This window comes from Thermoflexus hugenholtzii (assembly GCF_018771565.1).
Classification (GTDB): domain Bacteria; phylum Chloroflexota; class Anaerolineae; order Thermoflexales; family Thermoflexaceae; genus Thermoflexus; species Thermoflexus hugenholtzii_A.
In genome coordinates this window covers 731,032-746,305 of the sequence record NZ_CP076326.1, presented here as the reverse complement: position 1 = coordinate 746,305, position 15,274 = coordinate 731,032, and the positions used below count along the sequence as shown (strand labels likewise).

Below are 15,274 nucleotides of genomic sequence, written 5' to 3'. Positions count from 1 at the left end.
TGAGATCTCCTCAGGGTCCCCGGAACAGCCCGAACCCCCCGGGTCCGTAGACCCAGCGGTCCCCCGGGGTCCACGCCCAGCCCGGCAGCTCCACGCCGTCATATGCCCACCACCGCCAGGGCCGGGATCCCGGAAGGACCCAGCGCGTCAGCTCCGGCTCGAAGAGGACGATGAACCCTGTCCCCTCGGATTCCAACCGCACCCAGACGCGCTCCTCCCGGGGGCGCTCGGCCGGATCCTCCAGCCCGAAGGGGAGCACCGGATATTCCGGCGCATAGAAGTCGAAGAACCGCCACTGAGAGGCCACGATCAGGGTTCGGTCCGGTGGGAACTCCGCGCGCAGGAGGGCGAACCGGCCCGCCATGGTCGCATCATGGCGGCGCAGCGTCGAGAAATTGAGCAATCGGATCCCCTCCGGGCCCAGGGGGCGCTCGGGGGCGGCCAGGAACAGGACGACATTGAGGGCCAGGCCGGCGAGGCCGAGCCTCCACCCCCTCCGCCCGTCCCGCGCAGCGAGGGCCGCGGCCAGGAGAAGCAATGCGGGGAGGAACACCAGCACCAATCCCTGTTGCCCCATGTGGATGAACGTGTAGAACATCAGGGCAGGCGCCACCCAGAGCCCCCATCCCACTGCAGCCAGCCATCGTTGGGGGAGCCGCCGGAACAGTGTGAGAAGGGCAGGAAGCCCCCCGATCAGGGGCAAACCGGCTCCGGCAACCCCATAGGCGGTGTAAGCGGCCAGCTTGCCCAGGTTCCGCTGGAGCGCGGAAAGGCCTGCGGGCCCGAAGACCAGCGTGGAGGACCAGAAGTGGGCATTGTATGCCCGCGAGATCTCCAGGTAACGCCCGGGCCCTCCGCTGAGCGCCAGCAGAGGGATCAGCCACAGCAAGGTCAACCCGCCCAGGCTGATCAGCGCCTCCGCCCGCGCCCGCCATCGCTGGCTCTGGAGCCCCCAGAGGAAGATCGGGCCGAGGAAAAGCAGGTTCTGCGGTCGAAGCCCCGAGGAGGCAGCCAGGGCCACGGCGAGGGGGAGATGCCACCGCTCCCCTCGGGCGCACCGCCCCGCCAGCCACACCACCAGCAGCACGAATCCGGCGTCCAGGGCGTGGGGGAGCGCGATCTCCCCATAGAACCAGACCAGCGGGCTGCTCAGCCAGAAGAGGGCGGCCCATTTCCCGGCCCCACGCCCGATCCACTCCTCCCCCAGCCGATAGAGCAGGACCGCGGCCATGGCGGTGCCCGCGACGCTGAGGGCGACCAGAGCCGTCTGGGGATCTCCGAAGATCCGGCGGCTGATCCACCCCAAGCCCACATACAGGGGATAGCCGGGGACATGCGGTTGTCCCCGGGCCACGTCGAAGCGGTCCAGAGCGAGGGCGAAGTTGACCGAATCCCAGTGATACAGCCAGCGGCCCCGCAGCGGCCACCGGCTGGCCACAGCCAGGAGGATCAGCCATCCCTCCGGCCGTCCGATTCCCCGGAGGGCTGCCGCCCCCCACCGCTGAAGCGCTCTCCCCACCGCGGTCGCCGTGGAGCTCATTGGGAGCCTCCCGGGATCCCTGGCGCCATCGTCTGAAGCGCGGGCCCGGCGGGGCGGATCAGCCGCCAGAGGCCGAACCCCCAGACGAGAACCAGCGGGATCAGGCTGGAGAGGCCCCGCAGGCCGAGCAACACCCCCCAGTTCCGCGCCAGGTCCCCCTCCCGCCAGCGGGGCCAGACGTAGTCCACCAGCGGGAACCGCTGATACTGGGGGAACTGCTGGCCGGCCAGGCTCTCCAGCATCACCATCCCAATGCTCCAGAGCACGGAGAGCAGGAACAGCCCGCCACCGACGCGGCTCCGCATCCAGGACGGCGCGATCCAGCCCACCCCCAGGGCCAGGAACGGCACCATCGGGAGCAGATACCGAGGCCCCACCGCATAGCCTCCGTCCCACATCACCGAGGAAGCGTTAAAGGCGATGAAACTGAGGACCGCCCACGCCGCCAGCCATCCCTCCGCCCGCCATCCCGGATCCCGGATCATCCGCCATATCCCGGGGAGGCCCAGGAGCAGAAAGGGGGAGCGGAAGAACAGCCCCCGATACGGGCTGAAGGTAATCCCCCACAGCGCCTCCAGGGAAGGCCCGCGCAGGCTGAAAAACCCCTGTCGGTGGACATCCTGCCAGAGAGCAGAGTAAGCGTAGCCGAGCTGGAAGGGGGATCCGAACACCACGGCGTTATGCCAGGCGGCGAGGAGGGCCGGCGGGAGCCCCCCTAAAGCCAGCATCAGCACCTGACGTGCAAGACAGCGAGGTGACCCTCCCCATTCCCCGATGCTATACGCTGCGATCCCTGCGGCGATGAGGATGACCGGATACTCCGAGATCCCGGCGTAGGCCAGCAGGAAGCCCAGGAGGATCCGCCCGCCATCCCCGAGCAAGCCCCTCCGGATTCCCCAGGCCATGGCGAAGGCGGCCATCAGCAGCGCGGCCACGAACTGGTGGGCCACGAAGAGGTTGGCGTATGCGAAGGCCGGCGTGCCCAGACCGTAAGCCAGGGGGACGATCCATGTGGCCGGATGCGTCCCCCATCGCTGGCGCAGCAGCCCATGAAGCCAGAGGGCGATCGTCGCCGAGGGCAGCGCCACCACCAGCGCGCTCAGGATCACCAGGGCGATGGCGAACCGGACCTTCCAGGGGGAAACCCCGGTGCCGGCCGGGTTCAGCGTGGCCCGGAAAGCCGGGGATCCCTCCAGATACCGGGCGAGGGGTTCGGCCAGGGGGTGGACCAGCGCGCGGTGCAGGAGCGCGTAAAGCGGGACGGCCGCGAAGGCCAGGCCCGGCGCCTTGTCGCTGTAATAGTGCCCGTCCACGAGGGCGTAATCCCCGGTGTTCTCCACGAACGCATCGATGCGGAACGTCCCCTGCTCCACCAGGGCCAGCACCAGATCCAGACGGGAGTTCTGGTTCCAGTCCGCCCACCGGGGGAACGTGTAGATCGCGCTGAGGAAGAGGAGGAGGGCGAGAAACCCGCCGGTGGGGGTGAGGAAGGCCCGGGCCCAGCGTAGCCCTCCTTCGGGGAAGATCACCGCTCCATAGGCCTCGGCCGGCCCCGGACGCCCCATCAACTTCATCCCCAGCCATTTGAGGAGCGTGGTGAGCCACACTGCGGTCTCATAGCAGGCCGCCGGGATCGGCCCATATGCCCGGCGGAGGAAGCGGGCCTTGCTGGCATACAGCCAGCGCCGACGCCAGCCGTCCATCCGCCGCGCCGTGGCGCTCCCCAGATGGATCACCCGGGCCTGAGGGATGACCACGACCGCCCATCCCGCCCGTCGGGCCCGCCAGCACCAGTCCACCTCCTCGGAATACATGAAATAGCCCTCATCGAGACCCCCGATGGCCTCCACGACCTCCCGGCGGACCAGGAGACACGCCCCGGAAACCCAATCCACCGGCATCGGGGATTCCACCGGAGGATGGAAGGGGAACGAAGGACCGAGGAGCCGGCGCCCCAGAGGGCCCGTCAGCAGGAGCAGCTCGGTCCACAGGGTGGGGAAATCCGCGGCGCACCCCTGAGGGCTGCCGTCCGGGTTCAGGAGGCTCCCCCCCGCCATTCCGACCTCGGGATGCCTTTCCAGGTAATCCACCAGGGCCGTGAGGGAACCCGGGAGGGGGATGGTGTCCGTGTTCAGCAGCAGGAAATAACGTCCCCGGGCCTGCGCCATGGCCTGGTTGTTCGCGGCCGCGAACCCCCGGTTGTCCGGGTTGCGGATCAGCCGGACCTCCGGGTGCGCGGCCCGCAGCCACTCCGCCGTGCCATCCTGGGAGCCGTTGTCCACCACCCATACCTCGTAGTCCACCCCCTCCAGCGCCGCCGGGAGGGCCTCCAGGCAACGGGCCAGGAGATCCCGCGTGTTATAGGTGGCCAGGATCACGGAGACCGTCGGCCTCATGATCGAAGGCTCCGCATGCGGGTGGCGTGCAACCGTTGCAGCCGGAGGCTCCGGTAGTAGTGGCCCATGGCCACGGCCGCCCCGGCGAAGATCCAGCCCCACACGGTGTAGCGATACCCGGCGATCGTCTGGGTGTAGGGGAAGGGAAGGAACCAGTCCCCCAAACCCATGGCCAGCAGCAGGCCGGTGAACCCGCCGATCAGCCCCGCCGCCAGGGCCCGGGCCTGCGCGTCGGAGACACCGGCCCAGCGCCAGATGCGATAGATCTCCCGACCCAGGGCGATGAGGAACCACAGGAAGAAGGCCATGCCGACCAGGCCGGTCTGGGAGAGCACATCGAGATAGTTGTTATGGGTAGCCATCGCTTGATCCGGAAAGTAGGTCATGTAATACGCCGCATAGCCGGCTGGCCCCGTCCCGAACAGCAAGTGCTCCCGGGTGACCTGCCAGTTGCGCGCCCATGCCTGGAGCCGGGTGCTCCCGCTGGTCTCGTAGTTGTAATCGAACACCCAGAAGCGGAGGGGTTCCCAGTAAAGCAACCCCAGGATCAGCAGAAGCGCCACAAGGAGCGCGAAGAGCTTGCGGGAGCGCAACCAGGCCACGACCAGGAGGGCGGCGATGGGCGGGAGCCATCCGCTGATCCAGGAGATCCCCGGGACCAGGACATACCATCCCCAGATCCCCAGGAGAAGGCCCAGGCCGATGCGGAGCCCCCACGGCATCGGGCGGAACAAAAGGAGAGCGGCCCCGAAACTGAACAGCCAGAGCGGGAAGAGGCCACCGGTGTTGAGAAACGGGAAAAGCGGCCGCCCGGCCACGATCTGAATCGCCCCCAGGACGCCGGCGATCAGGAACATCCCGACCAGCCGGTCCACCTGCCGGGGATGGCGCAGATGAGCGGCGGCCAGCCAGAACGCCAGAGGGGAGAGCCACATCACCCCCAACCCGCCCAGGCGGGCCCGGAACAGAAACCACGAGGGGATCATGGGATCCCGCCAGATCTCGCCCCAGAAAAACGAGATCAGCGAGACGATCATGAACCCAAGGACCGGCGCGGTGGCGGCGGTCTTCGGCCAGCGCTCCCGCTCCCGTTCGAAGGCCAGGCGGAGCAGCCAGATCCCCCCGAACAGGCCCGTGAGAAGCAGGCTGGCCACCAGCGGGCTCTGGGATCCGGTGGAGAGGGTGAAGGGGATGAACAGCGAGGCGAAAACGATCAACTCCACCGAATAACGGCTGAGGAAGAGCAAGGCGGGGAAGGCCAGAAGGCTCAGCCCCCCCAGGGCCAGCCACCGGCCCCGCGCGGTAAGGACCAGAGCGCCCATCAGCGGGGCGAGCAATAGCCCCAGCCCCATCCCCCATCCAGCAGGGGGGATCGACTGCAGACGCCGCAACGGATGCTCAATGACGCGCAACAAGGCCAGCCCGCTCACCGATCACGTCCTCCACCAGTTGCAGGTAACGATCCCCGAGGGACCGCCAGTCATAGGCGCGGACAGCCTCCCGAACCAGGCGGCTCTGTCGGGCCCGCCGCTCCGGATCCTCCAGCAAGGCCAGGACCTCCCGGACGAATCCGTCCGGCGTGTCTGCGACGAGGAGGGCTTCCGGATGTGGGAGATCGAGGCCCTCGGCCCCTTTCCGGGTGGAAACCACCGGCGTCCCCAGGGCCATCGCCTCCAGGATCTTCACGCGCGTCCCCCCGCCGAACCGTAGCGGCACGGCCAGCGCCCAGGCCCGCGCCACCCAGGGCCGCACGTCCTCTACGTAGCCGGTGTAGATCCATCCGGGCGGTCGGGGAAGGGCCACCCCCTCCGGGGTCCGGCCGGTGATGAAGAAACGCGCGCCCGGGCGTCGCCGGCGGATCTCCGGCCATATCGCCTCCGCGAAGAACTCCAGGGCATCCCGGTTCGCCCAGTAGGTCGGCGCCCCGGTGAAGATCAGCGTATCCGGCTCCGGGGTCTCCTTCACCCCCGCGTAGCGCCCCAGATCGATCCCGTTGGGGATCACGGCCACCCGCGCCCCCGGGGCGATCCGCCGCAGGATCTGCGCCTCCTCCTCGGAAACCACGGTGCAGGCATCGAAAGCGGCGAGCAGGCCTCGCATGAAGCGCGCATACTTCCACCACATCATCGCCCGCCGTGCCCGCCGAATCGGATCCGAGGCCATGCGCACCTGATCCAGGAAGAGCCCGCTCTCCACCTCATCGAGGATCTTGGGGACGCCTTCCAGCGAGCGGACATACATGGCCGAAGGCAGCTGGGAGGCCAGGATCAGATCGAAGGTCCGCTCCTGACAGAGCTGGCGCACCCGGGCGTGGACCTCGGGCTGCTCCACATCCACCAGCCAGCGGGGGGTGGGAGAGAAGAAGCCGCGGATCGCCCGCCATCGGGTCGGCCGGAACTCGGGGCGGCGGAAGACGAAGAGGGCCTCACAGCGGGCCGCCAGATCCTCCCGATAGCGCTCCACCTCCGCTTCGGGATCGGCCAGCACCACCAGGGTCAATCGGTGATGCGCCGCCAGCGTGTCGAGCAGCTGCGACAGCCGGATCCGCACCCCCTTATCCGGCGGCAGGGGGAACCAGCCCATCACCCAGAGGATGCGGGCCATGCAACCTCCTTTCCCATCCGCCCCACCGGAGCCTCGACCTCCCGGGGCCCCCACCGCCCATGGAGGAAATCATGCAACCCCTCCCAGATCGCCTGCGCCCGCTCCGGTTGATCCCTTCGCTCGTAGCGCCGCGCCAGCCGGATCGCACCGTGGAAGGCGTGGGCGAGGGCCAGCCAGCGCCGCACGCCCCGGGTGTGCTCCCGAAAGAAGAGCATGCGATTGCGGGTCATGTAATAGAGCGCGCCCGGGGAGAGGTCCTCGGGGTCCATCGGGGCCTTGTGCCACATCTGCGCCCGGGGATCCACCCAGATCGAGAAGCCTGCGCGCCGGGCCCGTTGACACCAGTCCGTCTCCTCCCAATACATAAAGTAGCGCTCGTCGAAGCCACCTACCGCCTCCAGGGCCTCCCGGAGCAACAGGATCCCACATCCGGGGACGAAATCGACCGGATGGGGCTCCCACCGCGAAGGTTCCGCGCGCCTGGCCTCCCGGTGCGTGGTGTAAGCCCGCCGCCAGTGGATCTCCCCACCCAGGGCCCAGATCCCCTGAGAGGGCGGCCACGCCCACACCAGAGGTCCCACCGCTCCCACCCGGGGCGCCACGCGCGCGGTCTCTCGCATCGCCACCAGGCACATGGGGTCCACCAGCGTGTCGTTGTTCAGCAGGAACACGCCTTCCATCCCCTGCTGTTGCGCAACGCGGAGGGCCAGGTTGTTCCCGGCCGCATAGCCCAGGTTGCCGCCCAGCTCCCATACCTCGACCTCAGGGAACGCCCGGCGGATGGCCTCCGGCGTCCCATCCGTCGAGCCGTTGTCCAGGGCCACGATGGCCTCCACCGGGCCCTCCAGCCGCCGCACGGATTCCAGACAGGCCAGGGTGTCATGCAGGCGGTTATAGGTCAGGACGGCAACGAGGATGCCTCCCACAGATTCCCCCTCAAGCGGATTCATGGAGGACGGCTTCCTGGAGCGTCTCAGGCGTCCGGGCCCTCCCCGCGATCTCCGCATACAGCGAGATCCAGGCGGACATCGCTTGCTCGAAGGAGAAAACCGGGCCTGCGTGCGCGCGCAGCTGCGCCAGCCACTCCGGTTCCCGGACGGATCGGATCAGCGCCTGCGCGATCGCCTCCGGATCGCCGGGAGGGACCAGCCATCCGTTGACCCCGTGATGGACCACTTCGGGGATGCCCCCCACCGCGCTGGCCAGCACAGGGACCCCAGCGGCCAGGGCCTCTATCACGATAAAAGGCGCTACCTCAAGCCAGCAGGACGGAAGAGTTAACCAGTCCGCCTCTGCAAGGGCCTCCCGGAGCCGCTCTCGAGGGAGGACCCCTGCCAGCCGGATGGCCGGGTCCCCGGCGATCCGCTGCTCCAGGAGCCTCGAATACGCAGGGAACGCCTGAGGGTTCCCATAGATCGTCAGCCGCAACATGGGAGCGCCCGATGCGCTCAGCCGGGCTTTCGCCCGCCGAAACCCTTCGATCAGAACGTGGATCCCCTTGTGAGGGGCGATCTGACCAATATACACCACGTGCACTTCACGCGGGCCTCCCCGCTCCCGGCGCGGGATATCCGAGCTCAGATCAGGGGGGACGAAATTCGGGAGGACGGAGACCCTCTCCGCGCGCATCCCAAAGGTCCGATAGGTCTGAACCAGAAACCGGGAGGGGCTGTGGATGGCGGTCGCCTGATTCAGCGCAGACATCGTGGCGCGCAGGCGCGCCGCCATCTCCTGGGCCCATGGACGGAAGAACGGCCAGGGGCGCAGAAGGCGCCCGGCCTTCCGATGGGGGCGCTCCACGCCCAGCGCGGCCAGGGCCTTTTCCATCCACCGGTAGCGCCGGCCCTGACTGAGCCAGCAGTAGGCGCAACCGGCCGGGTCCTCCGGCCCGGGGCAGACCTGCCCGCTGGGCCGCAACAGGGTGTGATGGGCGCAAAGGAACCAGAAATCGTGCAATGAGACCACGGTGGGAATCCCTGCCTGGGCCGCCGCCCGCAACGGCGCAACCGTCAGCAGATAGCCGCTGTTCAGGTGGAAGAGATCCGGGCTGCGGCTATGGAAATACGCCCGGAACCACAGCTCCATCGCCGGGTTGTCGTAACGATCCCGCAGGCCCGCCGGGCCCCTCCGCCAGCGCACCGTCAGGCGATACACCGGGAACCCCTCCTCCCGATCCACCTGGGCGGTGACCCGGGGGAAAGGGCCGTGCTCGATGCGCTCCACGCTGACCACCTCCACCCGGTGCCCCTGTCGGTGGAGCCCGCGGGCGAGGGCCTGGACGAAGAACTCCACCCCGCCGATGTTGCGCGGAGGATAGTGCGGCGCGGCCAGGACGATGAACATGGCTTACCCCACCTCGCCGGCCACAGGAGTTCGATGGACTATCTGACGCAGCAGATGCCATTCCGCAGGGCCGAGGGCGCCCAGGGCCCACAGGGCTAGGCCATACACCAAAGCGCCGAGGGGCAGCATCGCCCCCAGGGGGAGCCCCCGTGCGATCTCCAGGGCCAGGCCCATCCCCGCCGCGGCCAGGGCCGGCTTGACAAAGAGCCTCCAATCCGCCATCACCCCTCGCCACAGCCGGAGGAGGAATCCATACTGGCCCACCAGGAGGGCCTCCGTGAGCAACGTGACCCACGCGGCGGCCATCAACCCGTAGCGCGGGATGAGCAGGAAGTTCGTCAGGATGTTAAAAGACGTGCTTACGATCAGGGAGCGAGCCACCATCCACTCCCGATCCCGCACCAGGATCACGTAGCCCAGATACTCCGAAAGGAACATCAGGGGAACGACGCCGATCAGAACGCGGAAGGCTGGGACCGAGGGGACAAAAGAGGGCCCGTAGAGACCCGGGATCAGCCGATCCCCCAGCACCCATCCCCCTACTGCGAAGGGGATGGAGATCATCCACAGGTAACCCAGGGAACGTCGGACCACCGCGGCCAGGGCCTCAGGATCCCGAAGAGCGGCCATGGAGGGATAGAGGGCCAGGTTCGCCGCGTTGGAGAGGATGGCGATGGAGAAGATCAGGTTATACGCCGCGTTATACCAGCCGACCACCCCCGCCGGCCACCACAGGCTGAGCAGGATCGTGTCCACTTTGTAAGAGAGATTGACCGCCAGGCCGATGAGGCCGAAAGGCAACCCCGCCCGCAACAGAGCGGGCCACAATCGCCACTCCGGACGCTCCAGGGCGAGAAGGCCCAGGGAACGGCTCATTCCCAAAGAGAGCAACAGCGCTCCTGTGGTCCCGATCAGGGAGGCCCCGATCAGGGCGTAAAACCCCCATCCCTTCCACAAAGCCAGCGTCCCCAGCCCAACGAAGATCAGCTGCTGCAACACCCCCGCAGCCGAGACGATATCCAGCCGGCGGATCCCCTGCAGCGCCGCCTCCAGAGGCCCCTGGAAGGCATACAGCACCAGCGAGAGGGCGGCGAGGGCGATCCCCCCGAGCAACACCGGAGGCTGCCCGTTCCAGCGGGCCACACCCAGGATCAACCCGATGGTCCCGATGGAGAGCAGGAAGCGGAGGGCCACCGCGTTCCCCACCAGCACCCCCCCGCGGCCTCGATCCCGGGCGATCTCCCGCACCAGATAAGGGGCCAGCCCCCAATCGGAGAAGACCGCGAAGGCTGTCACATAAGCCAGGGCCGTGGCATATTGACCGAAAGCCTCCTGCCCCAGGCGCCGCACTACCCACACCGAGAAGGCGAAGGCGAGGGCCTTCACCGTCAGGCGCCCGAGCAGAGAGAACAGCGTGTTGCGGAGCACCACCCGTGCCATCCCGGTCATCCGGCCTCACCCTCTTTTCCCTCCTCTTCCGGCTCCTGCGACGTCGCAAGCGCCACGGATGTTTCCTCCGCCGGTCCGTCGAGGAGCTCCTGCAACAGCTCCGGATCCACATCGACGAAAGGCATGGCGGCGGCCTTTGCCTTCGCGGGCTCTACCTCCGCTGCCGGGGCGGTCTCCTCCAGGAAAACTCCTTCCAGCTCCTCCGGCTGGAGGCCCAGGAAGGGCCCGCGCGCTTCCTCGCGTTCCATCGGGGGGACCTCCTCCGCAGCAGATGGAGCCGGCGGTTCCGAGGCCGGGCCGGGCATCGAGACAGGAGGCGGAAAGAGCGGCCTGGAAGGCGTCTCGAGAGAAGCGGCCGGCGGCTCGGGAGATGCCGGCGATGGGGCTGGCTTCTCCCAGGCTGCCGTCTTGGCCGGGCGAGCCCGCCGCCGCGCCCACCAGCCCCGGATCCCATGGGCGAGCCCTCGGGCTTCTGCGCGCTCCCGATAGCGGCCATAGCCATACCCGTAACCATATGCGTAACCATACCGCTGGCCGAGCTTCCGCCGGGGGACATCGTTGACGACCAGACCCAGGATCCGCTGGCCCCGGAGGACGTAACGGGCCTGCCCAACCATCCGGCGCGGGGTTTCCCCATCCCGAACCACCAAGAGGGTTCCATCCGCCGCCTGGGCCAGGAGCTCCAGCTCGGCTGTGAACAGCGTCGGCGGCCCATCCAGGACCACCATCTCATAACGTTCTTGCAGTTGCCTCAGCATCGCCTGCCAGCGGGGCGAGCTCAGCAACCACCCGGGGTCCCGCGGGATCCGTCCCATCGGGAGGATCGTGAGGCCGCCATCGATGGGGATCAGGAGATCCTCCAGGCGAAGCTCCCCCCCTTCGGCCTCCAGATAATCCACCAGCCCGTGGGAGATCTCCTGAGGGGAGAGATGAGCCACCGTTCCCCCGCGGAGATCGGCCTCCACCAGGACTGTGCGCACACCGGCCTCGGCCAGGGCCGCCGCCAGGTTGCTGGCCACGAAGGACTTGCCGTCCTCCGGCGTCGGGCTGGTGACCAGCACCGTCCGGGGCCCCTCCCGCCCCAGGAGCTGGAGGACCCGGAGGCGCAGGGAGCGGATGCTCTCAGCGTCCGGGGAATCCGGGGCGCTGCGGACGATGAGGGGGTCCCTCCGGTTCCGCCAGTGGGGGATAGCGCCCAGGATGGGGAGGTTGAACATCGTCAGCCCCCCATCCCATTGCACCGCCCGGCCCATAAACAGCTCCAGGGCCATCAGCACGCTGAGGCTGAGGATCAACCCCACCCCACCGGAAAGCGCCAGGTTCCGCAGCAGGCTGGGGGAGACCGGTCGGGAGGGCGGGAGCGCGGGCTCCAGCACCCGGAGCGTGTTCACCCGTCCCTGGTTCATCACCCCGATCAGCTGGGCGTAGGTCTGCTGATAGTCCCGTTTCAGCTGCTCCAGGGCCTGGAGCTGATCCTGGGCCTCCCGGAGCTCCGCCGCCGAAGTCATCCGGGCCATCTGCTGGCGCAGCTCCTGGATCTTCCGATCGGTGTCTTCGATCTTCTTCTGAATGTCGTTCAGCTGCGCCTGCAGGAACTGCTCATCCGCCGCCGTCCGCGCCCCCGGCGCCTGCTCCATCAAGGTTTGCGCCAGGGCGTTGGCCAGCGCTGCCGCCCGTTCGGGGTCGAAGTCGTAGACGTAGATCTCCAGGAGCGAGGCGTTGAACACCACACGGGTCTCCACCGCCCGGGCCAGGGCATCCGGCGAGAGGGTCAGGTTGAGCCGCCGGATGGTCTGCTCCAGAACCGGCCGGCGCCGGGCCATCTCCCCGTAGATCTGGGCCAGGGTCCGGCTGAGGCCGATCTCCTGGGGGTCCGGACTGGGGTTCATCAGGCTGGAGCCCACCATCAGGGTGACCCGCGCGGCGTAGACCGGTCGTTGCTGCCGGGTGTAGACGTAACCGCCCAGCCCGGCCAGGAGGGCGCACAGCACCGGGAACCACCACCAGCGGCGGAGGGCATCCAGATAGGGTTGCAAACGCTCCATGGGAGGCTCCCCTCACCGCCGAGCCCGGAAGAAGGCCACGGTCCGCTCCAGTCCCTCCTCCAGGTCCACCCGCGGCCGCCAGCCCCAGGCCTGTTCCGCCCGCTTGGCGCTCAGATAGATACGGAAGGTCTCCCCGGGTTTCGGCGGGCCATAGATCGGCTCCCGACGGTAGCCGGTGATGGCCGCCAGCATCTGGAAGATCTCGTTCACCGTGGTTCCCCGCCCGCTCCCCAGGTTGAAAACCTCCGCATCCCCGTTCTCCAGGGCCATCCGGTTCGCCTCCACCACGTCCTCCACATACACGAAATCCCGCATCTGCTCGCCCGTGCCGTTGATCACCACCGGCTCGTCCCGCAACATCCTCCCGATGAAGATGGCCACCACCCCGGCCTCCCCCTCCGGATCCTGTCGGGGGCCATACACGTTCGGGTAGCGCAGGACGGTATAGCGCAGCCCATAATGGTGATGGAACAGCGCCAGGTATTGCTCCACGATGAATTTGGTGACCCCATACGGGCAGAGCGGGCGGATGGGGTGAGCCTCATCGCACGGCAGGTAAACCGGCTCCCCGTAGACCGCGCCCCCGCTGGAGATGTAGATGAACTTCTTCACCCCATACTGCAGGGAGAGGCGGATCAGGTTGAGCGAGCCCAGCACGTTCACGTCCGCGTCATACATGGGATCCGCCATGGAGATCCGCACGCTCATCTGGGCCGCATGGTGGTTGACCACCTCGGGGCGCTCCCGCTCGAACACCTCAGCGAGAGCGGGGCTGCGGATGTCGACTTCGTAGAAGCGCGCCCGCGGGTTCAGGTTCTCCCGTCGGCCCGTGCTCAGGTTGTCCACCACCACGACTTCATGCCCATCGGCGATCAGCGCGTCCACCACATGGGAGCCGATGAAGCCCGCCCCGCCCGTGACCAGACATTTCATGGCTCAACCTCCTGGAAGTCCTGGGGTTGTGAGGAAGCCTTTGAGGGATGCGGGCAGAAGCGGTAGCCCACGCCCCACACCGTCACAATGTATCGGGGGCGGGAGGGGTCCGGTTCGATCTTGTTCCGCAGATGTCGGATGTAAAGCTTGAGGTAATGAGGATCCCAGCCCTGATCCGCCCAACCCGCCTGCAGCAAGGTCTCATGACGAACGACGCGGCCGGCGTGCTGGAGCAGACAAGCCAGCAGCCGGTATTCGATCCGGGAGAGGCGAACCCGTTGTCCCTGAACCCGCACCTCCTGCAGGTTGAGATCGATGACCAGGTGATCGTCCGCATAGTAGGTCAGCGCCCGCTGATGCCCCTGCCAGGCCTGCCGGCGCAGATGGGCCTGCATGCGCGCCTGCAACTCGATCAGGGCGAAGGGCTTGGGGATGAAATCGTCCGCCCCCATATCGAAGGCCCGCACAACGTCCTGATTCGAGCGGACTGCGGAGATCACGAGGATAGGGCTGGAGGTGGCCGCCCGCAGCTGCTGACAGAAACGGAAGCCGTCATGATCCGGAAAGACGAGCTCGGTGAGGATGAGATGGGGGGTCACCACCGGGAGCATGGCCAGGGCCTCCGTGGGCCCGGAAGCCACATACACCCGCATCGGTTCCGCGCTCAACGCCTGCTGAAGCAGCTGCCGCATCTCCGGACTGGGGTCCACCACCAGAACCCGCAGCGCCGCATCGCCGTTGAAACCCCCTCTCGCCGGCTCCTTTCGCGTCCCATTCACCATCGCATATCCCTCCCTTCTATCTTGGGGACCCAGGGAGAACCGGACCGTGTCCCACCCCCAGGACCGCCCCGTCTCTTCCTCTTACACTTTACCCAACAGAAGTTGGAAAAGGTGAAGATTTTCGTTTGAATTCATTTGGAAGGCGGCATCGGCGAGGGGGTAAGCCGGACGGATCGACGCTGCGGGATATGCTGCCGAACTTTGGAGAGGAATAGAAGACCCGGGAGGCCGCCGGAGGTCTCTCCCCGGCTCTCAAGGGAGGAGCGGGATTTTAGATCATGAAGCGCTCATCCTTCACATTGAAACCGGTAACCGATCCCCCACTCTGTGAGGATATAACGAGGGTGACGAGGATCGGGCTCGATTTTCTGACGGAGATAGTGAATATACAGTTTGAGGTTGTCCACATCCTCCGCGTATTCAGGGCCCCAAACCTGGGTGAGGAGATAACGGTGGGGGAGCAGACGCCCGGGGTTGCGCATCATCACGCTCAACAACCGGAACTCCAGGGGGGTGAGCGATACGGGGCGCCCGGCCACCGTCACGGTATGTTGATCCAGGTCCAGCACGATCTCCCCGCACCGGTAAACCCCCTGCTCCGGCGGCGGCTGGCGCTGGGCTCTTCTCAGGAGGGCCCGGATGCGGGCCAGCAGCACATCCGTCTCATAGGGCTTGGTCACATAATCGTCCGCTCCCACCTCCAGGCCCCGGACCACATCCGGGGTCATCCCCTTGGCCGTCAGCATGAGGATCGGGACCTCGGAGACCTGGCGGATCCGCCGGCAGACCTCATAGCCGTCCATCCCCGGCATCATGATGTCCAGGATCACCAAATCCGGTCGCTCCGACTCCAGCATCCGCAGCCCTGTCTCTCCATCCAGGGCCGCCAGAATCCGATATCCGGCCCCTTCCAGGCGCTTGCGGAGCAGATCGATGAATCCCCGATCGTCATCGATCACCAACAAAGTAGGAGACATCGGGCGATCCTCTCCCTTTGCGGTCTGCATATCGGGCATTGAAGATAAGAGCCATCCGGATCCCTTCATGGCTCACCCCGAACGCCAATTATTTTGAGTTGAGTATAAAGGAGGATCGCCACTCCGGATATAGGACTTTCGTCCCCCCTGGTCGGTTCGCCGGAGGGGGCGATCCCGCTTACCATGGGATCCCTGGCCGGAGCCC

11 protein-coding genes are annotated in these 15,274 nt (G+C 67.3%); all 11 read right to left on the bottom strand.

What is annotated here, in order from left to right; all coding sequences use genetic code 11:
- Positions 1–10: 10 nt before the first annotated feature.
- The 11 genes from KNN16_RS03470 to KNN16_RS03420 all read right to left on the bottom strand — a co-directional run bounded on the left by KNN16_RS03470 (position 11) and on the right by KNN16_RS03420 (position 15,069).
- Positions 11–1,540: a glycosyltransferase family 39 protein gene (locus KNN16_RS03470; protein WP_303898843.1), complete on the bottom strand. Its 1,530-nt coding sequence runs from the start codon at positions 1,538–1,540 to the stop codon at positions 11–13.
- Positions 1,537–3,936 carry a glycosyltransferase family 2 protein gene (locus tag KNN16_RS03465; protein ID WP_303898841.1) on the bottom strand — a complete coding sequence of 800 codons (2,400 nt, stop codon included), beginning with the start codon at positions 3,934–3,936 and terminating at the stop codon, positions 1,537–1,539. The genes KNN16_RS03470 and KNN16_RS03465 overlap by 4 nt, the downstream gene beginning before the upstream one ends.
- On the bottom strand, positions 3,933–5,366 hold the full coding sequence (locus KNN16_RS03460; RefSeq protein ID WP_303898838.1) for an O-antigen ligase: 1,434 nt from the start codon (positions 5,364–5,366) through the stop codon (positions 3,933–3,935). The genes KNN16_RS03465 and KNN16_RS03460 overlap by 4 nt, the downstream gene beginning before the upstream one ends.
- Positions 5,335–6,540: a glycosyltransferase gene (locus KNN16_RS03455; protein WP_303898836.1), complete on the bottom strand. Its 1,206-nt coding sequence runs from the start codon at positions 6,538–6,540 to the stop codon at positions 5,335–5,337. The genes KNN16_RS03460 and KNN16_RS03455 overlap by 32 nt, the downstream gene beginning before the upstream one ends.
- A complete protein-coding gene (locus KNN16_RS03450) occupies positions 6,519–7,466 on the bottom strand; it encodes a glycosyltransferase family 2 protein (protein WP_303898833.1) in 948 nt (315 codons plus the stop codon). The genes KNN16_RS03455 and KNN16_RS03450 overlap by 22 nt, the downstream gene beginning before the upstream one ends.
- A 10-nt stretch (positions 7,467–7,476) precedes the next feature.
- Positions 7,477–8,883, bottom strand: coding sequence for a glycosyltransferase family 4 protein (locus KNN16_RS03445; protein WP_303898831.1), 1,407 nt, complete (start codon positions 8,881–8,883; stop codon positions 7,477–7,479).
- A 3-nt stretch (positions 8,884–8,886) separates the two neighbouring features.
- Positions 8,887–10,323: a flippase gene (locus KNN16_RS03440; RefSeq protein WP_303898828.1), complete on the bottom strand. Its 1,437-nt coding sequence runs from the start codon at positions 10,321–10,323 to the stop codon at positions 8,887–8,889.
- A 5-nt stretch (positions 10,324–10,328) separates the two neighbouring features.
- Positions 10,329–12,377: a hypothetical protein gene (locus KNN16_RS03435; protein WP_303898825.1), complete on the bottom strand. Its 2,049-nt coding sequence runs from the start codon at positions 12,375–12,377 to the stop codon at positions 10,329–10,331.
- Positions 12,378–12,389: 12 nt separating this feature from the next.
- The gene (locus KNN16_RS03430) at positions 12,390–13,310 is read right to left on the bottom strand and encodes an SDR family oxidoreductase (protein ID WP_303898823.1); all 921 of its coding nucleotides are present in this window, start codon (positions 13,308–13,310) and stop codon (positions 12,390–12,392) included.
- Positions 13,307–14,092: a response regulator transcription factor gene (locus KNN16_RS03425; protein ID WP_303898820.1), complete on the bottom strand. Its 786-nt coding sequence runs from the start codon at positions 14,090–14,092 to the stop codon at positions 13,307–13,309. Before KNN16_RS03425 ends, KNN16_RS03430 begins: the two co-directional genes overlap by 4 nt.
- Positions 14,093–14,379: 287 nt before the next feature.
- On the bottom strand, positions 14,380–15,069 hold the full coding sequence (locus KNN16_RS03420; protein ID WP_303898818.1) for a response regulator transcription factor: 690 nt from the start codon (positions 15,067–15,069) through the stop codon (positions 14,380–14,382).
- Positions 15,070–15,274 lie beyond the last annotated feature (205 nt).

Coding starts and splice junctions, on each gene's coding strand:
- KNN16_RS03435 (WP_303898825.1), bottom strand. CDS start 12,377: ATGGAGCGTTTGCAACCCTATCTGGATGCCCTCCGCCGCTGGTGGTGG.
- KNN16_RS03430 (WP_303898823.1), bottom strand. CDS start 13,310: ATGAAATGTCTGGTCACGGGCGGGGCGGGCTTCATCGGCTCCCATGTG.
- KNN16_RS03420 (WP_303898818.1), bottom strand. CDS start 15,069: ATGTCTCCTACTTTGTTGGTGATCGATGACGATCGGGGATTCATCGAT.
- KNN16_RS03440 (WP_303898828.1), bottom strand. CDS start 10,323: ATGGCACGGGTGGTGCTCCGCAACACGCTGTTCTCTCTGCTCGGGCGC.
- KNN16_RS03455 (WP_303898836.1), bottom strand. CDS start 6,540: ATGGCCCGCATCCTCTGGGTGATGGGCTGGTTCCCCCTGCCGCCGGAT.
- KNN16_RS03445 (WP_303898831.1), bottom strand. CDS start 8,883: ATGTTCATCGTCCTGGCCGCGCCGCACTATCCTCCGCGCAACATCGGC.
- KNN16_RS03470 (WP_303898843.1), bottom strand. CDS start 1,540: ATGAGCTCCACGGCGACCGCGGTGGGGAGAGCGCTTCAGCGGTGGGGG.
- KNN16_RS03465 (WP_303898841.1), bottom strand. CDS start 3,936: ATGAGGCCGACGGTCTCCGTGATCCTGGCCACCTATAACACGCGGGAT.
- KNN16_RS03425 (WP_303898820.1), bottom strand. CDS start 14,092: ATGGTGAATGGGACGCGAAAGGAGCCGGCGAGAGGGGGTTTCAACGGC.